This is a genomic window from Micromonospora kangleipakensis, from assembly GCF_004217615.1.
In the GTDB taxonomy this organism is placed as follows: Bacteria; Actinomycetota; Actinomycetes; order Mycobacteriales; family Micromonosporaceae; genus Micromonospora; species Micromonospora kangleipakensis.
Genome location: NZ_SHLD01000001.1, coordinates 2,718,063 through 2,739,015 on the forward strand (window position 1 = coordinate 2,718,063; position 20,953 = coordinate 2,739,015).

At 74.0% G+C, this 20,953-nt stretch carries 17 protein-coding genes and 1 pseudogene; 6 read left to right on the forward strand and 12 right to left on the reverse strand.

What is annotated here, in order from left to right; genetic code table 11:
• Positions 1 to 124 precede the first annotated feature (124 nt).
• The 9 genes from EV384_RS13150 to EV384_RS13190 form a co-directional block, all read right to left on the reverse strand.
• On the reverse strand, positions 125 to 784 hold the full coding sequence (locus EV384_RS13150) for a hypothetical protein (protein WP_130333337.1): 660 nt from the start codon (positions 782 to 784) through the stop codon (positions 125 to 127).
• Between the two features lie 203 nt (positions 785 to 987).
• A complete protein-coding gene (locus tag EV384_RS13155; RefSeq protein ID WP_130333339.1) occupies positions 988 to 1,776 on the reverse strand; it encodes an anti-sigma factor family protein in 789 nt (262 codons plus the stop codon).
• A complete protein-coding gene (locus EV384_RS13160) occupies positions 1,773 to 2,471 on the reverse strand; it encodes a sigma-70 family RNA polymerase sigma factor (RefSeq protein WP_130333341.1) in 699 nt (232 codons plus the stop codon). Before EV384_RS13160 ends, EV384_RS13155 begins: the two co-directional genes overlap by 4 nt.
• A gap of 83 nt (positions 2,472 to 2,554) precedes the next feature.
• Complete coding sequence (locus EV384_RS13165) at positions 2,555 to 3,412, reverse strand: spermidine synthase (protein ID WP_130333343.1); 858 nt, start codon at positions 3,410 to 3,412, stop codon at positions 2,555 to 2,557.
• The gene (locus EV384_RS13170; RefSeq protein ID WP_130333345.1) at positions 3,412 to 4,374 is read right to left on the reverse strand and encodes a hypothetical protein; all 963 of its coding nucleotides are present in this window, start codon (positions 4,372 to 4,374) and stop codon (positions 3,412 to 3,414) included. The genes EV384_RS13165 and EV384_RS13170 overlap by 1 nt, the downstream gene beginning before the upstream one ends.
• 232 nt (positions 4,375 to 4,606) lie before the next feature.
• Positions 4,607 to 7,081 carry an AAA family ATPase gene (locus EV384_RS13175; RefSeq protein WP_130333347.1) on the reverse strand — a complete coding sequence of 825 codons (2,475 nt, stop codon included), beginning with the start codon at positions 7,079 to 7,081 and terminating at the stop codon, positions 4,607 to 4,609.
• Entirely contained in the window at positions 7,081 to 8,505 is a 1,425-nt protein-coding gene (locus EV384_RS13180; RefSeq protein ID WP_130333349.1) for an RNA-guided endonuclease TnpB family protein, read from the reverse strand. Before EV384_RS13180 ends, EV384_RS13175 begins: the two co-directional genes overlap by 1 nt.
• Before the next feature lie 128 nt (positions 8,506 to 8,633).
• On the reverse strand, positions 8,634 to 9,776 hold the full coding sequence (locus tag EV384_RS13185; protein ID WP_130333351.1) for an exonuclease SbcCD subunit D: 1,143 nt from the start codon (positions 9,774 to 9,776) through the stop codon (positions 8,634 to 8,636).
• Positions 9,777 to 9,788: 12 nt separating this feature from the next.
• Positions 9,789 to 11,540 carry an ATP-binding protein gene (locus EV384_RS13190; RefSeq protein ID WP_130333353.1) on the reverse strand — a complete coding sequence of 584 codons (1,752 nt, stop codon included), beginning with the start codon at positions 11,538 to 11,540 and terminating at the stop codon, positions 9,789 to 9,791.
• Positions 11,541 to 11,789: 249 nt separating this feature from the next.
• On the opposite strand from EV384_RS13190, the gene EV384_RS13195 reads away from it, so the two are divergent.
• Positions 11,790 to 13,400 (forward strand): lipase family protein, encoded by a 1,611-nt coding sequence (locus EV384_RS13195; protein WP_207232587.1) that lies wholly within the window; start codon positions 11,790 to 11,792, stop codon positions 13,398 to 13,400.
• On the opposite strand, the gene EV384_RS13200 is transcribed toward EV384_RS13195, so the two are convergent.
• Positions 13,330 to 13,833, reverse strand: coding sequence for a DUF7144 family membrane protein (locus EV384_RS13200; RefSeq protein ID WP_130333357.1), 504 nt, complete (start codon positions 13,831 to 13,833; stop codon positions 13,330 to 13,332). The two genes, EV384_RS13195 and EV384_RS13200, sit on opposite strands and share 71 nt — an antisense overlap.
• 292 nt (positions 13,834 to 14,125) lie before the next feature.
• Between EV384_RS13200 and EV384_RS13205 the strand changes: the two genes are divergently transcribed.
• A complete protein-coding gene (locus EV384_RS13205) occupies positions 14,126 to 15,667 on the forward strand; it encodes a M4 family metallopeptidase (protein ID WP_130333359.1) in 1,542 nt (513 codons plus the stop codon).
• A 180-nt stretch (positions 15,668 to 15,847) separates the two neighbouring features.
• Here the strand turns inward: EV384_RS13205 and EV384_RS13210 are convergent, their stop codons facing one another.
• Positions 15,848 to 16,681, reverse strand: coding sequence for an alpha/beta fold hydrolase (locus EV384_RS13210; protein ID WP_130333361.1), 834 nt, complete (start codon positions 16,679 to 16,681; stop codon positions 15,848 to 15,850).
• A gap of 70 nt (positions 16,682 to 16,751) precedes the next feature.
• Here EV384_RS13210 and EV384_RS13215 point away from each other — a divergent pair, with 70 nt between their 5' ends.
• The gene (locus tag EV384_RS13215) at positions 16,752 to 17,798 is read left to right on the forward strand and encodes a sigma-70 family RNA polymerase sigma factor (protein ID WP_242624031.1); all 1,047 of its coding nucleotides are present in this window, start codon (positions 16,752 to 16,754) and stop codon (positions 17,796 to 17,798) included.
• Here the strand turns inward: EV384_RS13215 and EV384_RS13220 are convergent.
• Entirely contained in the window at positions 17,795 to 18,580 is a 786-nt protein-coding gene (locus EV384_RS13220) for a pyrimidine reductase family protein (protein WP_130333365.1), read from the reverse strand. The genes EV384_RS13215 and EV384_RS13220 overlap by 4 nt on opposite strands.
• Before the next feature lie 151 nt (positions 18,581 to 18,731).
• Here EV384_RS13220 and EV384_RS13225 point away from each other — a divergent pair, with 151 nt between their 5' ends.
• The 3 genes and pseudogenes from EV384_RS13225 (at position 18,732) to EV384_RS13235 (ending at position 20,950) form a co-directional block, all read left to right on the forward strand.
• Positions 18,732 to 19,277, forward strand: coding sequence for a plasmid pRiA4b ORF-3 family protein (locus tag EV384_RS13225; protein WP_130333367.1), 546 nt, complete (start codon positions 18,732 to 18,734; stop codon positions 19,275 to 19,277).
• A gap of 156 nt (positions 19,278 to 19,433) precedes the next feature.
• A pseudogene (locus EV384_RS13230) lies at positions 19,434 to 19,520 on the forward strand (carbohydrate ABC transporter permease); the annotation flags it as partial.
• Positions 19,517 to 20,950 carry a GH1 family beta-glucosidase gene (locus EV384_RS13235; protein ID WP_130333369.1) on the forward strand — a complete coding sequence of 478 codons (1,434 nt, stop codon included), beginning with the start codon at positions 19,517 to 19,519 and terminating at the stop codon, positions 20,948 to 20,950. The pseudogene EV384_RS13230 and the gene EV384_RS13235, both read left to right, overlap by 4 nt.
• Positions 20,951 to 20,953 lie beyond the last annotated feature (3 nt).

Genomic DNA, 20,953 nt, shown 5'->3' on the forward strand with positions numbered 1-20,953 from the left:
CTGACCGGGCCGGCGCCGCGCCGGGACGCGGGGCGCTGCCGGTACGCCGGCGTCCAGGTTCACGACGGTGGCCGGCCGCGCCCTCCCCGGCTGCGACCGGCCACCGTGTCCGTGCGGTGCGGGATCAGTACGAGTACCCCGAGCTGCCGCCGTCGGAGCTGCCCGAGTCACCGGACGCGGGCGGGGCGACCGCCTTCGGCGTGCCGGTGGGCAGGCAGGTCAGGTTCTTCTTGCCGTTCGGGTCGACCACGAACCAGGTGCCGCCGACGCCCTGGCCCTTCCACTGGCCGGGCTTCTTGTCGCCGATGTAGCGGTAGACCGGCCAGCCGCCGATGGTGATCTGCCGGGTGCCGTCCTGCCGGGTGACGGTGCCGACCTTGTCGTCGGAGACGCCCTGAAGCTGCGGGTTGCCGTCGGTCAGCGCCGGCGGCCAGACCTGCGCGCACTTGTCCACGCAGTTCGACGACGGCGGGTCGGCGGAGTCCTTGTCGAAGCGGTAGAGGATCCAGCCGTCCTGGTCCATCACGACGTTGCCCATCCGGGGCACCTTCTTGCCGACCAGCTGGTCGGTGAGCCGGACGTCCGCCGGGGGCGCCTGCTCGGGGGCGGGGGCGTCCGCGGTCGCGGAGGCCTCCGGTTCGGCCGCCGCGGTGGGTTCGGCCGCGGCGACGGCGACCGGCTCGGCCGCGCTCGAGTTCGCCCCGTCGTAACCCGCGGGAGCGCAGGCCGTTAGTGCGACCATCGCGCTCGCGACGATGACGGTCGTCCGCTTCAGGTGTGCCACGTGCCCTCCTCATTCTTGGCAGTTCACCGGGTAGTACGGGTGGTTCGCTGTCAAGGTTGAAGAGGAAAGGGTGCTCCATTTCACAGTGGATCGATTGAACCGTTCCGCTCGCGCGTGCGTGGGGGAGCACGTCGGGTCCGTCGCGCGGGCACGCCGAAGCGGCGCCGGGCGATGTCGCCGCCCGGCGCCGCTGACGTGGCGGGTCAGAGGTCGGCCACCGTCACCAGCGGGCTGGCGATCCCGTTGACGTCGACGGACTGCACCTGGATCTTCGCGATGTCGTCGCGCACCGCCGAGGTGGACGCGGTCAGCTCCAGCGGGAGCTGGTTGGTGCTGGTCCCGTACCCGCCCCCCGGCACCGACCAGGTCGAGACCACCTCGCTGGTGGCGTTCTTTCTGATGATCACCAGCCGGCAGGTGCGCGGCCCCGGCAGCTTGGTCAGCCGGACGAACACCTGCGTGCCGTACTCCTTGGCGTTGAGGAACATCGTCGTCTCCACGCCGGTGCCCGGGTCGGTGGCGTCGTGCTGCTCACCATCAACCGGGTCCGGGCCTCCGAACCCATCACCGGAGTTCGTCGGCTCGGGCGACGGTGGGCCGGTGACGGGGGTGGTCAGGGTCGGCTCGGCCTGCGGGATCCGGTCGTCGTCCCCGCTGCCCGCGAAGCCGGCGATGCCGACGCCGCTCAGTCCGCCGAAGACCACCACGGCCGCCGCCGTGGCGAGAAGCTGCCGGAACCGGGTACGCCGGCGGTGCTGCCGCACCGCCACCAGCGTCCGGTCCAGCAGGGCCGGGTCGGTCTGGGTCTGCTCCAGCGCGGTCATCGTCTCGCCGTCGATGCCGGCGAGCAACCCCACCACGGGGACCATGGTCTCCAGCTCCGCGGCGCACGCCCAACAGGTGGCGAGGTGCTCCTCGAACCGTTCGGCGTCCTGCTGGTCGAGCACGCCGAGCGCGTACGCGGCCACGTCCATGTGGTCTGCCCGGCTCATTCCGTCACCCCCCGTTCCTGCAGAGCCGTGCGCAGCGCGCGCAGCGCGTAGTAGACGCGCGACTTGGCGGTGCCGAGCGGAAGGCCCAGCTCCTCGGCCGCCTCCGGCACCGTACGGCCCCGGAAGTACGTCGCCACCAGGATCTCCCGGTGCGACTGGCTCAGGGTACGCAGCGCGTCGGCGACCGTCATCGTGCGCAGCACCCGGTCCGTGCTGTCCGCCTCGGCGAACGCGGTCAGGTCCCGGTCGTACGTCTCCGCCGGGCGGGCCTGCTCGCTGCGATGCTCGTCGATGGCGATCCGCCGGGCCACGGTGACCAGCCAGGGGCGCAGCGACCCCTGCCCGTGGGTGCCGAGCCGGTGCGCGTTGCGCCAGGCCCGCAGCAGCGTCTCCTGGACGATGTCCTCGGCCCGCTGCCGGTCACCGCCGGTCAGCCGCATCACGAACATCAGCAGCGGACCGGCGTGCTCCGCGTAGAGCAGCCGGATCAACTGGTCGGAATGACTGGCCTCAGGGGACGCCGCCTGGTGGCGCCCGGGCGCCGGTCGCGGCGTCACCGGGTCATTCTGGCGATCGGCGGGGTGTGCGTCGACCCCGCGGCCCGCCTTCGACGCACGCGACTGTGGCTGCGCCCGGGCGAACATCCACTCAGGCCTCGCCACCTCGCCGTGCCAGCCGGCCGCCACCGCATGCATGCAGACCTCCGGGTGTCCAGTGACATCAGCCGGCCCCCCACGGGCATGGCCGCCCGTGGATACGGAGTGACCCGCCCAGCGGATCAACGGCGCACGGAAAAAATTCCGGGCGGGGGTGGGGTGGAGGCGGTAGCGTCCGCGTCGCGCACCACGCTGGCGCCGCCGGCGAACCGGTCCAGCTCCTCGCCGGCCAGCACCCGGCCGGGGAACCAGTCGCCGGCCGCCCGCCGGGTCAGCTCCGGCACCGGTGGCTCGACCCGGCCGGCCACCAGCACCAGGTTGCCGTAGCGCCGCCCGCGCAGCACGGCCGCGTCGCCGACCAGGCAGGCCCGGGGCAGCACCGAGCGGACCGTGGCGACCTGGGCGCGGGCGTGCCGCAGCGGCGGCCCGTCGGCGATGTTGGCCAGGTACCAGCCGTCCGGCCGGAGCACCCGGGCCACCTCGGCGGCGTACTCCACCGAGGTCAGGTGGGCCGGGGTGCGGGCGCCGGCGAAGACGTCCGCGACCACCACGTCGTAGCTGGCGTCCCGACTGGCGGTCAGGGTGGCCCGGGCGTCGGCCACCCGGACCCGCAGCCGCGGATCGGTGGGCCAGGGCAGCGCCCGCCGGACCAGCTCCACCAGGGCACCGTCCACCTCGGACACCCGCTGGGCAGAGCCGGGCCGGGTCGCGGTGACGTACCGGGGCAGGGTCAGCGCGCCGCCGCCGAGGTGCAGCACCCGCAGCGGGGCGCCGGCCGGGGCGACCAGGTCCAGCGCGGCGGCCAGCCGCCGGACGTACTCGAACTCCAGGTGGGTCGGGTCGGTGAGGTCCACGTGGGACTGCGGGGCGCCGTCGAGGAGCAACGTCCAGGAGCCCGGCCGGTCCGGGTCCGGCACCAGCTCGGCCTGCCCGGTGTCGACCTGCTCGACCACCCGGTCGGCGTCGCGTCGGCGGCCCATCAGCGCCGGATCCCGCCGGCCGCCGCGATCAGCACCCGGTGCAGCAGCCGGGCGTCGCCGAGCAGCCCGCGCAGCCGGCGCTCCAGCCCGGCGATGGGGACGAGGTTCTGCGGGGCGCGCGGGTCCTTGTACGGGGTGGAGGCGAACCGGGGCAGGGTGACCAGGGAGAGGTCGGCCAGGCCGATCGCCTCGGCCGGGGTCAGCTCCGCCGAGCACTCCATCCGCACGATGCCGGCCCACGGCGCGCCAGCGGCCACCGGCAGTCGCAGGTACCACGAGTAGCCGCCCCAGGCGGTGCCGAGCCGGAACACCGGGGAGCGCTGGCCGGGGGCGAGCCCGGTCACCACCGCGGTCAGCCGGGCGTCCAGGTACTGGCTGTGCTGGGTCTTGATGTACCCCAGGGTGCGCGGCAGCTGCCGGCGGCTGCGCAGCGGGCCGTCCACCACCAGCAGGTCGCCGTCGACCCGGGCGGCGTCGGAGACCGCCACCTCCAGCGCGGTCAGCGGGCCCTGCACCGCCGCCGGGAGCTTGCTCAGCTCACCGGTGCCGCCGACCCGGTGCACCGGGTAGTGGATCCGGCCGGCCACCACGTCCTGGGCGGACGGACTCGCGGTGAAGAGACCCCGGCCGACCCGGGCGCCGGCCAGCTCCGCCGCGCCGCGTTCCAGGTCGCAGCGGACCACCCCGGCCGCGTACGAGGCGGCGATGCCGGGGAACGATCCGCCGTCGTCCTCGGCCGTCCAGACGCTGGCGTCGATCCGGCGCACGCCGTCGACGAGCAGCACCACGTCCGGGGCGGGCACGTCCCGCCGGGCCCCGATCGCCCGCCAGTCCGTCGCCGGCAGCTCCACGTCCGGGTCGACCTGGGCGCTGCTCGGCGCCGCCGGGCCGCCGGCCGACGCCTCGAACGAGGCGCCGTACGCCGGGTCCCACGCGTCGACGAAGAACCGGGCCTCGCTCACAGGGCCGCCCTTTCGTTCGCGACTGCGGGGCTCCGCTGCGCTGCACTCCTCGCGCTCACAGGGCCGCCCTTTCGTTCGCGACTGCGGGGCTCCGCTGCGCTGCACTCCTCGCGCTCACAGGGCCGCCCTTTCGTTCGCGACTGCGGGGCTCCGCTGCGCTGCACTCCTCGCGCTCACAGGGCCGCCCTTTCGTTCGCGACTGCGGGGCTCCGCTGCGCTGCACTCCTCGCGCTCACAGGCCGGTCCGTTCGATGCGGGCGGTGCGGGCGTCCTTGCGGACCTCGTAGCGGACCGGGATCCGCTCCGCGAGGGCCGGCACGTGGGTGACCACGCCGACCATCCGGTCGCCGCGGGCGGCCAGGCTCTCCAGGGTCGCCGCGACGGTGTCCAGGGTGGCCGCGTCGAGCGTGCCGAAGCCCTCGTCGAGGACGATCGACTCCAGGCTCGCCGCGGTGGTGGACATCCCGGCCAGCTGCTCGGAGAGCGCCAGGGCCAGCGCCAGCGAGGCCTGGAACGTCTCCCCGCCGGAGAGGGTGCGCACGCCCCGGCGCAGCCCGGCGTCGTGATGGTCGACCACGAAGAACTCGCCCTTGTCGTGCACCAGGTCGTACTGGCCGCCGGAGAGCTCGCGCAGGATCCGCGACGCGCCGTCGACCAGCAGGTCCAACGCCTCGGCCAGCAGCCAGCGCTCGAAGTTGTTGGCCCGCAGGTGCCCGGCCAGGGCCCGGGCGACCCGGGCCTCCCGCTCGTGGCCGGCCCGCTGCTCGCGCAGCTCGGCGGCCTGCTCGCGCCGCTCGACCAGCCGGCGCAGCTCGGCCTCGGCGCGCTCCACCGCCACCGCGGCGGCCCGGCCCGGGTCGTCGGCGACGGCCAGGCCGGCGGCGGTGAAGAGGGCGGCGATCCGCTCCTCGACCTCGGTCGCCGCCGCCTGGGCCGCGGCGACCGAGTCGACCAGCCCGGTGCGGTCCGCCCGCCGCCGGTCGGCCTCGCCGCCGGCCCACCCGGCCAGGGTGGCCCAGGCGGCGGCCACGTCGTCGCGGTCGGCGGCCGGCGGGCCGAATCGGGCGAGCCGGTCCCGGGCCGTGTCGAAGTCGCGCCACGCCCGGCGCAGCCGCTCCTCGGCACCGTCCAGCGCGCCCCGGGCCCGCCGGGCGGCGTCCCGTCCGGCGCGGACCGCGGTCGCCGCCTCCTCCAGCGCCCGGCGCAGCCGGGCGTGCTCGTCCAGGGCCGCCCGCAGCGCGGCCGGCGCGGCGGCGTCGGCGAGCTGGTCGTCCAGCTCGGCCAGCCGGGCCCGCAGCTGGTCGTGCTGCGCGCGGGCGCGCAGCAGCACCCGGTCCAGGTCGCGGGCCGCGGCGTCGCGCTCCTGCACCGCCCGCTTCGCGGCCTCGCTGGCGGCCCGGGCCGCCTTCCCCGCGGCGGTGGCCCGGGCCACCGCCGACCCCGCCGGCACCGCCGGCACCCGGGGCACCACCTGCTCGCAGACCGGGCAGGGCGCCCCGTCGACCAGGTGGGCCCGGAGCGCCACGGCCTGGTCGGTGGCCTTCGCCTCCTCGTGCGCCCGGAACGCCGCCTCCAGCTCCGTGTCCGCCCGCTCGGCCGCGGCCCGCGCCTCCGCGAGGGCCTGCGCGGCCGCGTCGTGTTCGGCCTGCGCCCCGGTCACCGCGGCCCGGACCGTCTCCGCCTCGGCGGTCAGCCGGTCCCGGTCGGCGTGCGCCTTCAGCAGCAGGCGCAGCGCGCTCTCGTCGCCGGCCGCGGCCAGCTCGCCGCGGAGCTTCTCCTCCCGCTCCTCGGCGAGGGCCACGGCGGCACCCGCCTCGTCGGCCGCGGCCCGCGCCGTGGTCACCGCGCGGGCCAGTTCGGCGATCCCGTCCGGCGCCCGCACCGCTGCCAGCACGGCCAGCTCCGCGTCGAGCGCGGCCAGCGCCGCCGCCACCTCCCGCGCCGTGCCCCGGGCCCGTTCCAGCTCCGGTACGGCCACCGCCACCGCCCCGGCCAGCTCCCGCGCCCGGTCGACCTGCGCCTGCGCCCCGGCCACCGTCTCGTCGTCGACGGCGGCGAGCCCGGCGAGCATCCGGTCCACGGCCTCCAGCTTCGCCTCGGCCTGCCCGGCGCGTTCGGTGGCCCGCTTCTGCACCGCCTCGTAGACGCCGAGGCCGAGCAGGTTGACCAGGATCTGCTGCCGGGTGGCGGGCTTGGCGTGCAGGAAGTCGGCGAACTGTCCCTGCGGCAGCACCACGCAGGAGGTGAACTGCTCGTACGGCAGCCCGACCGCCTCCAGCACCGCCTCCTCCATCTCGGCGGGGGTGCCGGCGACCACCTCGCCGAGGTCGTCCGGGCTCAGCCCGGTGTCGAGCTTGGTCACGTCGAAGCCGGCGGGCATGAGCTGCAATCCGGCGTTGGCGGTCTTGACCGCGCCCCGGCCGTCCCGGCGGACCACCCGGGTGGCGACGTACCGGTCGCCGGCGGACTCGAAGACCAGCCGGACCCGGGCCTCGGTGGCCGACGGGGCGAGCGCGTTGGTCAGGCCCCGGGCGCCGCCCCACCGGGGCACGGTGCCGTAGAGGGCGAAGCAGATCGCGTCGAGCACCGTGGACTTGCCGGAGCCGGTCGGCCCGACCAGGGCGAAGAAGTCGGCGTCGGTGAAGTCGACGGTGGTCTCCTCGCGGAAGACCGTGAAGCCCGCCATGTCCAGCCGGATCGGGCGCATCAGCGGTCGACCTGCTTCCTACTGTTGCTCATGGGCGAGCGGTTCGGATGGTTCGCTCTCCGCTCGGTGGTGGCCGAGCTGGAGTCCTGGACCGGCAGTCTGGTCCGGTGGCGATCGGTCCTATCCTGCAGGATCTGCCTCACGGCGCGGTGCGGGGTGTGCAGGGCGATGTCGGCGTCGCCTGCTCGTTGCAGGATGTTGATCGCGGCGTTCACGTCGGCCTGCCACACCACCCTGCACAGGGTGCAGTGAAGCCGGTCCCCGCTGCGTCGGCCGAGCCGGCCGCAGCGGTGACAGGCTTGTGAGGTGTAGGCGGCGTTGACGTGCACGAGCGCAGAACCTCTGCGCTCCGACACGTTCGCCAGCGCCTCGGCGGTGACACCTCTGGTCCACCCGGCAAGACGCCGATTTACGTTCTTACCGAGCCTCTTGCGCCCGGCGAAGCGTTTGGTGAGGTCTTCGGCGACCACGGTGGCGGCCTTGTCGACGACGCGGTGCACGGCGGTGAAGATCTCCGTGCGCACCCGCGCACGGTGCCGAGCGGCTTGCCGGTCCCGCTTGGCCGTCCCGAGGTTGTTCACCCTGATCCGGCGCGCCTTCGCATGATCACCACACAGGGCGGCGGTGTTCGCTATCGACCGCAGCTTGGCCCGACGCCGGTTACGTTCCGTCAACCGGTCCGACTCGCTGGTCAGCAGCTCACCGAGGCGGCCGCCGTGGGAGTCGGTCAGGGCTTCGGTGTAGCCCTTGTCGACACCGATCGTCGCATCGCCGCAGGGCCGCAGCGACGACCGCATCTGCGACGCGTCGATCTGATAGTGCACCTCAACCCGCCCGCCGCGCAGGATCAGCCGCAACGTGCCCGTCGGGGCCACCGTCGTGGACAGCGGGATTCTGACCATCTTGCGCCGTTCGAGGCCCGGGACCGCCAGCCACAATTGGCCGCGCGCGTTGGTGACGGTGTTGTGCTGGTCGGCGCGCACCACGATCTGATCGTGCGTGCGGTTGCGGCCACGCTTCCAATGCTTACGCATCTGCCGAGCCAGAAACGGATCCTCAGCCCACTGGTTGGCCTTCAACGCAGTGAACATTCGCTTGCGCTCGACCGGATCGCTGGTGCGCTGGGTGATCGCACGACGAACCTCGACCTTCGCCGCCGCCAGGTTCGCTCCGATGTCGGCCATGGCGTCGCGGACGGTTTCCTTCCACGCGTTCGCCAACACACCGAACCGCGTGTGCGTGCCGTCGGCCAACCACCGGTCCCGCACCTGCCGGCACGTCAGCCCGGACCCGACACCGGCGATTGACCCGTAACGCTGCCACACCTCACTGCGAACCCGACCCAACCGGCGAGCCTGCTCCAGCAACGCGGCGTGCTTACCCGCGTTCAGGCGCGTCGAGTAAGCGATCCGCGTGACCTTCACCGCTCGCCCCCCACGGTCAGATCCGCCCCTTTCGCGTTCCTTCACGTAGCGTCGCAACCCACACAGCCGACGTCAAAGGCGTGCACGACCGCCAGCAGTTCCTCAAAGCAGAGAATGCCGACAACTAGTCACACCTCCTCGAGGAGCTCGTCGAAGAGCTCCTGGACGCCCTCGTCGGCGTGCCCGCGGCTGCCCAGGTAGTCGGCGAAGAGCTCGCGCGGCGACCGGCCGGCCCGCTGGGCGGTGCGGGTGCCGCTGCCGGGCGCCGGGACCAGCTCCGGGTCGATCCGGATCTCCAACGCGCGGGGGAGCAGCTCCTGCACCTCCTCGCGCAGCCCGGCGCGGGGCTGCTCGCGGACGTAGACCCGCAGCCAGCCCTCCGGCGCCTCGACCTCGGCGAGCTGGGCCAGGGTGCCCCGCACGGTGCGCAGCGGGATGGCACCGGGGACGGGCACCTCCCGGATCTGGGCGGCGGTCCGGGCGGTCACCTCGACGATCGTCACCGAGCCGACGTTCTCCTGCTCGCCGAAGTCGACGGCGAGGGGGCTGCCGCTGTAGCGCACCGGGCAGGGGCCGATGACCCGCTGGGAGCGGTGCAGGTGGCCGAGCGCCACGTAGTGCGCGGTGCCCGGGAAGACGGTGGCCGGCACGGCGTAGCCGAGGACGGTGTGCGCGTCCCGCTCGCCGCCGCCGGTGCTCGCCCCGACCACGGTCAGGTGGGCGGTGACCAGGTGCACCCGGTCGGGCTCGGTGAAGCCCTCGGTGAGCCGGGCGAGGACCCGGCCGAGGTGGTCGGCGTACGTCTGGTTGGCCTCGGCGGCGGTCAGCTCGTACATCTCCACCGCGCGGACCGCGTACCGCTGGGACAGGAAGGGCAGCGCGGCGAGCTGCCAGCGCTCGCCGTCGGCGGTGACGCCGTCGATGATGTGCTCGGCCGGATTGTCCCGGACGCCGCCGCGCAGGGTGATGCCGGCGGCCTCGGCCCAGGGGCGCAGCGCGTCCAGGGCCTGCCCGTTGTCGTGGTTGCCGCCGATCGCCACCACGTCCGCGCCGGTGCGCCGCAGCGCGGTCAGCGCCCGGGTCACCAGCCGGGTCGCCTCCGGGGTGGGCGCCGCGGTGTCGTACAGGTCGCCGGCCACGATGACCAGGTCGGGGCGCTCGGCCCGGGCGATCTCGATCACCTGGGCCAGCACCTGCTTGTGCTCCTCGGCCCGGGACTGCCCCTTGAGCACCTTGCCGACGTGCCAGTCGGAAGTGTGCAGGATCTTCATGGCTGGATCACCTCAGAACGGGATGTCGTCGTCGGTGGTGGCGCCGGAGCCGACCACGGCGAACGGGTCGGCCGACTGGGTGATCGAGCGCAGCGTCTCCGACGGGGCCCGGCCGGCCTCGGAGACCCGGGTCGCCCAGGCCGGGAAGGGGAACTCCAGGCAGAGCGGGACCGGGATGTCCGGCTGGTTGACGAACATGGTGCCCGGCTTGGCCAGCAGGGCCCGCTGCCGCTGGGCCGGCGGGAGGAAGCCGTACTCGGGGCGGGATGCCTCGGCCGGGTCGAGCCGGCCGACCACCCGGATCGCCGAGTTGGTGACGATCCGCCGCTCCACCTCGCTCGCTGTCTGCTGCGCGCCGACCAGGATCACGCCGAGTGAGCGGCCCCGCTCGGCGATGTCCAGCAGCACCTCCTTGATCGGGGAGGAGCCCTCGCGGGGGGCGTACTTGTTGAGCTCGTCGAGGACGACGAAGAGCAGCGGCTTGGCGGTGCCGGCCTTCTCCTTGCGCTCGAACTCGCTCTTGAGCGTCACGCCGACCACGAAACGCTGGGCCCGGTCGGGGAGGTTGTGCAGGTCGACGACGGTGACCTGGGCGCTCTCGGCGGTGTTGATCGAGTGCGGGCGGCGGGTCGCCAGGTCGCCCCGGATCAGCCGGCCCAGGTCCTTCTTGCTGCCGATCAGCCGGCGGGCGAACGCGTTGACGGTGCCGAGCCCGACCGCGCTGCCCGCCCACTCGGACCGGGTCTCGTCGTCGTTGAGCTGCTCGACGATGTGGTCGACCAGGTCCGCGTACGAGCCCAGCCGGACCCCGTCCAGGCTGACCCCGCCGTCGGCGGGCTGGGCGTACCGGGCCAGGTGGGCGGCGACCGAGTGGACCACCATCGTGTACTGCTGGCGCTCGTCGTCGGCGTCGGCGAAGACGTACGGCAGCAGCCGGTCCGCGCAGAACTCGGTGAGCGTCCAGTAGAAGCTGTCCACCCCGGTGAGCCGGCTGCTCACGTCCGGCGTGCCGGAGGAGTCGCCGACCCGGGGCGGGGCGTACACCCGCACGTCGGGGAAGGCGCCCGCGTCCAGCCCGAGCTTCGCGTACCCGGCCCGGGTGGCGTCGTCGAGCCGGGTGTTGGGGTGGTCGAGGAATAGCAGGTCCTCGCCCTTGACGTTGAAGATCAGCGCCTTGGCGTTGACCGCGTCGCCGCCGAGCACCCCGGAGCGGAAGACCGAATAGAGCAGGAAGGTCGCGAAGCTGGTCTTGGTGGCCACCCCGGAGATGCCGGAGATGGAGACGTGCGCGCCCCGGGTGCCGTCGAGGAAGTCGGCGTTGAGGTAGACCGGCACGCCGTCGCGGCCCATGCCCATCGGGATGCGCCGTTCCATCCGGTCGAAGTGCAGCGCCCGGGCCCGGGCGTCACCCTCGGCCCGGTGCACCACCGCGCCCGGGGTGGGCGGCACGTAGAACTCGGGGTCGATCCGGGTGGTGGTGATCTCCGCGGCCTCCTGCACCTGGGCCGGCAGCGTCCCGTCGGCGATGGCGAAGACGTCGGAGTCGAACTGCGCGCCCTCGTGCCGGGCGCGGACCTGGGTGACCACGCCGGCGATGGTCACCGGTTCCCGGTCGGGCAGCTCGCGGCGGGTGACCACCACGTCGTCGAGCTGGAGGTAGCTGCCGGGGGCGACGGCGGTCCAGAACGTCAGCGGGGTGGCGTCGGCGGTGCCGAGCACCCGGCCGACCCCGTCGCCGGGGCCGTCGAGCAGGTCGTCGGTCATCGGCGGACTCCGGTCAGCTGGTCGTCTCGGTCGCGGGGCACGAGGAGCATCCTGCCCGAGGGATGCGACAGGTTGCCACGCGACGCGGCGGACGCCACCCGAGGTCCTCCGTGCCCCTCGCACAACGGGGTCGACCAACCACACCGCGTGTCGGGGTGGCGCGATTCCCGCCCCGGCCGGGCATGATCCGCGAGATCCTGCAGGGACCGGGGGAAGCGGGGAGCGGACGTGGGATCGAGACGGGGCCGGATGGTGGCGCTGCTCGTCCTCGCCGGGCTGCCGCCGGTGGTCGAGGAGGCGGCGCTGGTCGTCGTCGGGCTGCACGCCGCCCGGGGACTCGCCCCGCAGGTCACCGCCGTCTGGCCGTACGACTCGTACCACGACCTGCGCTGGCTGCTGGTCTACCACGACTCGTGGCTCACGTTCGTGCTCGGGCTGCTCGGCGTCACGGTGGCCCGAGGGCTGCTCTCCGCCGGGCTGACCGCGCTGGCCTGGCCGGCCGGTACGCCGCGCCCCGCCTGGGGTTGGCTGGTGCGGCGCAACCTGGAGGTCGCGGCGCTGGCCGCGGTGGTGATCTCGCCCTGGGCCGCGCTCTCCGTCGCCTTCTCCGCGGTCGCGCTCTCCTGGTACCTGTTCGCCTCGCTGGGCCCGATGCTGGTGCTCGCCCCCTTCCTCGTCCGGGCCGGGGTGGTTGCCGGCTGGTGGCGGGGGCTGCCGACGATCGAGCTGTTCGGCTGGTCGGCGCTGAACTTCGTGCTGCTGACCCTGGCCGGCGCGCTGATCTCCACCACCCCCGGCTGGGGGACCGTCGGGGTCGCCGGCCTGGCCGGCGTGGCCAACGGGCTGCTCTGGCAACGGACCGTGGCCGCCGCGGCGCTGCCGGCCCGGATCCGCTGGCGACGGGCGCCGGTCGCCCCGATCGCCATCGCCCTCACCATGGCGGGCGCGGTCTGGGCCCCGTCGCTGATCGGGATCGCCGCCCCCGGGCCGGGGATGTGGCGCCCGCCGGTCCTCACCGAACGGCTGCCCGACCGGGTCAACCATGCGGTGATCGTCCTCGACGGGCACGACTCGAACTGGGACGGGGAACCACCCGCCGACCCGCGGGTCGAGCAGTTCTCCTACCAGGGGCTGGACGCGGGTGGTCGGCCCCTGCCGTACCCACCGGCGGCGACCCACCGGTCGCTCGACTCCAGCAGCGTCCTGCTCGCCGCCCAGGTGGAGGCGCTGCACCGGCGTACCGGCCGGCCGGTGGCCCTGGTCGGGCAGAGCGAGGGCTCGATGGTGGTCCGGACCTACCTGGAGAAGTTGCCCCCTGGCCCGGTGACCGCGGCGGTGATGTTCAGCCCCCTGGTCCAGGCCGGGCGGACCTACTACCCGCCCCCCGGGCACGAGGGCTGGGGGGTCGCGGCGGGCTGGGAGCTGCGTGCCCTGTTCGGGCTGGGGAACCTGCCGCGACCGGTGAAGGACGACCCCGACGAGCCGTTCGTGCGCTCGGTGCTGAGCGACGCGCCGTTCTACCGCAACCGCACCCTCTGCCCGGTGCCCGGCGTCCGGATGATCGCCTTCCTGCCCACCGTCAGCGCCGCCGAGGCGCCGCCGGGCGAGTACAGCCGCATCCCGGTCTACCAGCAGCCCGCGCTCCACGGCGGCCTGATCGGCCAGCGGATGGTGGAGGACCGGGTGATCGCGTTCCTGGCCGGCGAGCGGGTGGACCAGCCCCGCCGGGAGTACGGCCTGTTCCAGCGGCTGGGCGCCGCCTGGCAGGCGCCGCCGTTGGCGCTGTCGCTCAACCCGGTGTGGTCGGCGAGCCGGGAGGGGGACCCGGCGATGACCGGCCGGGTCTGCGAGGCGCGCTGAGCCGATCCGGCCCGGGCGGTGCCGGCGTGCGGCCGCGGACGGCGCGCCGGTAGCGGAGCAGCAGTCGGACGGCCGCCAGGTCGAGCGCGACCACCAGGACGGCCCGGATCGGCGCGTACGGCAGGAGCGCCAGGTCGACGGCGACCGCCGGTACGGCGCAGCAGATCGCGAGCGGAACCGTTCCGCGTCGCCCGGTGAGCACCAGCAGCCCGGCGAGCGTTGCCGCGGCCCCGATGGCGACGTGCAGCCGCGCCCAGCCGGTGATGTCGACCAGGTACACGCCCTGCGCGGTCTCCACGGCGAACGCGTCGCGCGCCGTGTGTGCCCAGGCGGAGAGCACGTCCACCAGTCCGGCGCCGGTCAGCAGTCCGGCGGCGAGCAGCGGGCGACCCGACCCGGTCGCCCCGGCGTCGCCCACCCGTGCGGATCCCATCGTCCCAGGCTAAGGCCCCGACGGCCGGTCCCGGGCCAACAGCCGGTTGCCCACAGTGGTGAACGGGATGCGAAAAGTTGTGGAAAAAATCTTGGTCTCAGGTCGTGACAGGGAAGGGCGGCTTGGCGCAAAAATATGCAACAACGCATTGAGGATCTTCCCAACGTCGATCCCTGTGCGCCGTCGCGCCCTGCCACCCGCGGGGACGCGACCGATCCGTCGTCCACCACCGGCGGGTCACCGGTCAGTCGGCACCCCCCCGACTGGCAGTCCTAGTGAAGGTAGGAACTTCATGCGTCGTACCACTCTCCTGGGCGGGCTGGCCACGGCCGCTCTCCTGGCCACCGCCGCCACCGTGCCGACCGCGGCCGCCGCCGCGCCCGGCGTCTCCGGTGACGCGTTCACCCGCGCGGTGGCTCAGCTCAAGGCCCACTCGGGCAGCGCGCTCGTCAGCGACGGCCAGAGCTTCACGCTGAAGAACACGAGCACCGACGCCGACGGCACCGAGCACGTCCGGCTCAACCGCTACGCCGACGGCCTGCCCGTGCTGGGCGGCGACCTGGTGGTCCACCTCGGCAAGGGCAACGCCTGGCGCGGCGCCAGCCAGAGCCTCGCCGCGGCCCCCGTTCGGGGCGCGAAGGCGAAGATCAGCGCCGCGGCCGCGGGCCGGACGGCGCTGGGCGCCTCGACCGCCGCCGACCGCCGGGTCGACGGCAGTCAGCTGGTCTACGATGCCGACGCCGCCGGCACCGCCCTGGCGTACGAGGTGGTCGTGGGCGGCGCGTACGCCGACGGGACCCCCAGCGAGCTGCACGTGCTGGTCGACGCCGTCACCGGCAAGGTCCGCGACTCGTGGGAGGGCGTGCAGCGCGACGGCACCGGCAACACCTTCCACTCCGGCTCCGTCGTGGTGGGCAGCACCCTCTCCGGCGGCACCTACCAGCTCGCCGACGCCAGCCGGGGCGGCCACAAGACCTACGACCTGAACGGCGGCACCTCCGGCACCGGCACCCTGGTCACCAACGCCGGCAACGTCTTCGGTGACGGCACCCTGGCCAACCGGCAGACCGCCGCCGCCGATGCCGCGTACGGCGCGCAGGAGACCTGGGACTACTACAAGACCACGTTCGGCCGCAACGGCATCCGCAACGACGGCGTCGGCGCGTACAGCCGGGTGCACTACAGCACCAACTACGCCAACGCGTTCTGGAGCGACTCCTGCTTCTGCATGACCTACGGCGACGGCGGCTCCGGCTGGTACCCGCTGACCTCGTTGGACGTCGCCGGGCACGAGATGACCCACGGCGTCACCAGCAACACCGCGGGCCTGCGCTACAGCGGTGAGTCGGGCGGCCTCAACGAGGCCACCAGCGACATCTTCGGCACCCTGGTCGAGTTCTACGCGGCCAACAGCAAGGACGCGGGCGACTACCTGATCGGCGAGAAGCTGCGCTCCAGCGGCGTGCCGCTGCGGTACATGGACAAGCCGTCCAAGGATGGCGCCTCGGCCGACTGCTACAGCAACATGGTGAAGAGCCTGGACGTCCACTACTCCTCCGGTGTGGCGAACCACTTCTTCTACCTGCTCGCCGTCGGCAGCGGCTCGTCGTCCTACGGCAACAGCCCGACCTGCAACGGCAGCACCGTGACCGGCATCGGCAACGCCAAGGCCGGCGCGATCTGGTACCGCGCGCTGACCACCTACATGACCTCGCGGACCAGCTACGCCGGTGCCCGCACCGCGACCCTGTCGGCCGCCGCGGACCTGTACGGCGCCGGCAGCGCCGAGTACAACACGGTCGCCGCCGCCTGGTCGGCCGTGAGCGTCAACTGACCGCCTGACCCGGCGTCGGCGGCCCTCCTCCACCGCCGACGCCGGACGGCAGCGCCACCGATCACGGGCGCGGGTACGCCGGACGGCGTCCCGCGCCCGTCGTCGTGCGCGGGCCGGGCGGTCCGCGTACCCGGGACGGGCCGGCGGCCGGCGACGTCCGCCCGCCGCCGGCGCTGCGGCTCAGCGCTCGGCGAGGACCTCGCGCAGCCGGGCGGCGAAGGCCGGCGGATCCTCGACGAAGCCGATGTGCCCGCCCGGGAACATCGTGGGGGCGCCGCCCAGCGCCGCGGCCAGCGCCCGCGAGGTGCGGTCGCAGATCTGGCCGGTCGACTGCTCGCCGAGGCCGACGACGACGCGGGTGGCGCCGTCGCGCAGGGCGGCGACGTCGGGCTGGAACCGGGTCGTCCCGCGGATCATGTGGACGTACTGGAAGTGCTCGTCGGCGGCCGCCCGCGGATCGGGCTCGCCGCCGAACATGCCCTGGATCATCTCCTCGGGCAGCTCGATGTTGGCGTTGGCGAGGAACTTGCGCCCGGCGCCGAGCCGGTCCCCGGAGCGGTAGGTGGCGATCATGTCCTCCTCCCGGGCCCGGAGCTCCGCGCGGTCGTCGAGCAGCCCGAGCAGCGGCGGCTCGTGCGCGATGACCGTGTGCACCCGCTCGGGGTGGGCCTGGGCGAGGGCGAGGACGGTCACCGCGCCGCCGCTGGACCCGAGCACCGCGGCCGGGCCGGCGTCGAGGTGGGCGAGGAGCCGGGACATGTCGTCGGCGCGCAGCTGCGGGGTCGAGTCCTGGTGGGGGTCGTGCAGCAGGCTGCGGTTGATGCCGCGCGGGTCGGTGGTCAGCACGGTGTGCTCCGCGGCCAGCAGGTCGGCCAGCGGTGCGAAGGCTCCGGCGTCCATCGGGGCGGCGACCAGGGCCACGAGCGGTCCCTGCCCGCGTACCTCGTAGTACAGCCGCCCGTCCGGGACCTCCAGGGTCGCGGCGGTGACATGCTCGGCGGAGATGCTGCTCATCGGGTCCTCCCGGGTCGTGGCGAACGGCGTTCACCATGCAGACTCCCGTCGTACGGCAGAATCGTCGCTCGTGAGCGTGACTTCCCGGAAAGTCGCGGCGGGCGGCGTCGACCAGGCCGCCTTCACCGCGCTCGTCGCACCGCTGCGCCGGGAACTGCACGCCCACTGCTACCGGATGCTCGGCTCCACCCACGACGCGGACGACGCCCTCCAGGACGCCCTGCTGCGGGCCTGGCGGGGCCTGCCGGGCTTCGCGGGTCGCGCCTCGCTGCGCTCCTGGCTGTACACGGTGGCGACCCATACCTGCCTGGACGTCGTCGCCGGTCGCCGCCGCCGCGCCCTCCCCGTCGACCTGGGCCCGGCGAGTGAACGCGCCGTGCCGGACAACCCCCCGGCCCACCACGTCGCCTGGCTCGGTCCCTGTCCGGATGCCGACCTCGCCGCCGGTCCGGCCGCCCCGGACGTCCGCTACGAGCAGCGCGAGGCGGTCGAGCTGGCCTTCGTCGCCGCGCTGCAGCACCTGCCGGGCAACCAGCGGGCGGCGCTGCTGCTCTTCGACGTCCTCGGCTTCTCCGCCGCGGAGATCGCGGCCATGATGCGCACCTCCACCACGTCGGTGAACTCGGCCCTCGAGCGGGCCCGCCGGGTCGTCGCCGAGCGGGTCCCCGCCGCGAGTCAGCTGCGGACCCTGCGCACGCTCGACGACGCCCGGCTGCGGGAGATCGTCACCGGGTACGCCACCGCGCTGGAGAACGGCGACGCCGACACCCTGATCGCCCTGCTCACCGAGGACGTCACCTGGTCGATGCCGCCGATGCCGCACTGGTACCGGGGCCTCGACGCGGTCATGGACTTCGCCCGCGAGCTGCCCCTGACCCGGTGCGGGAGCTGGCGGCACCTGCCGACCAGCGCGAACGGCCAGCCCGCGGTCGCGTCCTACCTGCGCCAGGGCGGGACCGGCCCGTACCTGCCGTGGTCGATCGACGTACTGACGCTGCGGGGCGCGCGGATCGCGGAGATCACGTCGTTCGTGGCGGCGTCGCTCTTCCCGGTGTTCGGGCTGCCGGACGCGCTGCCGCCACCCGCCGGTGGTCCGGCCCGACGGGATGCGCCCTAGGCGGCCGGCGCGGCGCCGGCCGGGGGAGCGCCGTCCGGGTCCCGGGCGTAGCGCAGCATCAGCGTCCCGTCCCCGGCGGCCAGCACGTGCCGCAGCGGCAGGCGCCGGGGCGCGCTGGCGTCGCCGGCGGTGATCCGGCCGGGGCCGGCCCCGGCGAGCAGCGGCGCGACGGTGAGGCAGAGCTCGTCGACGAGGTCGGCGGCGGTGAGCGCGCCGAACAGGTGCGGGCCGCCCTCGCAGAGCAGCTGGTCGAGCCCGCGCCGGCGCAGCTCGGCCAGGCCGGCGGCGAGGTCCACCCGGTCCGCGCCGCAGCGGACCAGGTCGGCGACGTCGGTGAGCCCTGGCGGCGGCTCGGCGGCGTCGCGGGTGAGCACGACCGGCCGTACCGGCGCGTCGGCGAAGGCCGCCTGGGCCGGGTCGAGGTCGAGCGAGCCGGAGACCACCACCAACGTCGGGTACTCGGTCAGGCCCTGCTTGCGGCGCCAGGCCCGGCGCGGCTCGCTGAGCCGGACCGCCCGGTAGCCCTCGTGCCGGAGCGTGCCGGCGGCCACCACCAGGCCGTCGCAGAGCATCCGGAGCAGCCCGAAGACCCGCTTGTCCGGCTCGCCGGAGAGCCCTTCGGAGTAGCCGTCCAGGGTGACCGCGCCGTCGGCGCTGGCCACGAAGTTCACCCGCAGGTGGGGCCGCCCGGCGCGACCGTAGAGCGTGGCCAGCTCGGGGTCGGTCAGCGGCCCGGTCGCCGGCGCCGGCCAGACCCGGGAAATCGGACTTCCGACGCTCATTCGCTGGCCGGACCGGTGACCGGAGGGGTGGGTCGGGGGGTACGGTGCTGGCAGTCGCACCACTTCCGGCCCGGACAGTCGTCGTGCCGTCGTTCCCGGCACGCTCGGCAGATCATGCTGGCAGCCTATGCCGAGGGAGGATGGGACACCGATGCCGCGTCAGATCTTTCAGCTCACGGTCTCCCTGGCCGGGGTCCGGCCGCCGGTCTGGCGGCGGGTCCTCGTCCCCGGTGGCTACACCCTGGACCGCGTGCACCGGGTGGTGCAGCACGCGATGGGCTGGCGGGACTGTCATCTGCACTCGTTCGAGATCGACGGGCTCCAGTACGGCGAGCCGGACCCGGACGGCGAGCTGGCGGTCCGCGACGAGCTGGACGTCCGGCTGGACGCGGTGGTCGGCAAGGGCAGTCGGTTCCACTACACCTACGACTTCGGCGACTGGTGGGAGCACGACCTGCTGGTGGAGGACGTCTGCTCGGCGGACCCGGACGAGCGGTACCCGTCGTGTCCGCAGGGGGAGCGGGCCTGCCCGCCGGAGGACGTCGGCGGCCCGTCCGGGTACGCCGTCCTGCTGGCCGCGCTGACCGATCCGGCCCATCGCGAGCACTGGACGATGCGGGAGTGGGCGGGCGCCGGCTTCGACCCGGACGTCTTCGACGCCACCCGCGCGACAACCTTGCTGCGCCGCCTCTGCTGATCCGGGCGCTCCTACCCGGTGCGACCCCGGAGCGTCGATCGATGCGGTCACGATCTGGGAACGCTCCCAGTGGCCCATTGACACCCCTGACACCTCGCGGCACGCTCATGGGAGCGCTCCCCCGAGTGGTGTGGATCAGATCTTCGCCGGTACGTTGTCGCCACCCTGCCCCTGTTCATCGTGTTCGTTCTGTTCGGCCGCCAGATCATCGGCGGAATCATGGAAGGCGCCGTCAAGTCGTGAGCAACCCAGCCAGCCCGCCCGCCTTCGGAGTCCTCGACCAGGGTCCGGAACTCACCTTCCCGCCCGGTTTCCTCTGGGGCGCGGCGACCGCCGCGTACCAGATCGAGGGCGCGGCGACCGAGGACGGCCGTACCCCCTCGATCTGGGACACGTTCAGCCACACCGAGGGCCGGACGGTGGCGGGTCACACCGGTGACGTGGCCTGCGACCACTACCACCGGATGCCCGGCGACGTCCGGTTGATGGCCGAGCTGGGGCTGAAGTCGTACCGGTTCTCGGTCTCCTGGCCCCGGGTCCAGCCGGGCGGCACGGGCGCGGCCAACCAGGCGGGCCTGGACTTCTACCGGCGGGTGGTCGACGAGCTGCTGGCCCACGACATCGAGCCCTGGCTGACCCTCTACCACTGGGACCTGCCGCAGCCGCTGGAGGACGCCGGTGGCTGGCCGGCCCGGGACACCGCCGGCCGGTTCGCCGACTACGCCCAGCTCGTCGCGGACGCGCTCGGCGACCGGGTGCGGTACTGGACCACGCTCAACGAGCCGTGGTGCTCGGCGTTCCTCGGCTACGGCTCCGGGGTGCACGCGCCCGGGCGCAGGGACGGCGGGGACGCGGTCCGGGCGGGGCACCACCTGATGCTCGGCCACGGCCTCGCGGTGCAGGCGCTGCGGGCGTCCCGGCCCGACGCCCAGCTCGGCATCACGCTCAACCTCTACCCGGTCACCCCGGCCAGCGACGCGGCCGAGGACGTCGACGCCGCGCGGCGGATCGACGGGCTGGCGAACCGGTTCTTCCTCGACCCGGTGCTGCGCGGCTCGTACCCGGCGGACCTGCGGGCCGACCTGCGCCAGGTCAGCGACTTCGGGCACGTCCGGGAGGGCGACCTGAAGATCATCTCCAGCCCGCTGAACGTGCTGGGGATCAACTACTACAGCCGGCACGTCGTCGCCGCCCCGGCCGAGGGGGCGGAGCCGGAGGCGTACTGGCGGTCGCCGTCGTGCTGGCCGGGCAGCGAGGACGTCCGGTTCGTCTCCCGGGGCGTCCCGGTCACCGACATGGACTGGGAGATCGACGCCCCCGGCCTGGTCGAGACCCTGGAGCGGGTCCACCGCGACTACACCGACCTGCCGCTCTACATCACCGAGAACGGCTCCGCCTTCGTCGACGCGGTGGTCGACGGCCAGGTCGACGACCCCGACCGGCTGGCGTACTTCGACGCGCATCTGCGCGCCGCGCACGTCGCGATCAGCGCCGGGGTGCCGCTGAAGGGGTACTTCGCCTGGTCGTTGATGGACAACTTCGAGTGGGCCTGGGGCTACACCAAGCGCTTCGGGATGGTGTACGTCGACTACGACAGCCAGGCCCGGATCCCCAAGTCGAGCGCCACGTGGTACGCCGATGTGATCCGACGCAACGGCCTGGCCGCACAATAGGCT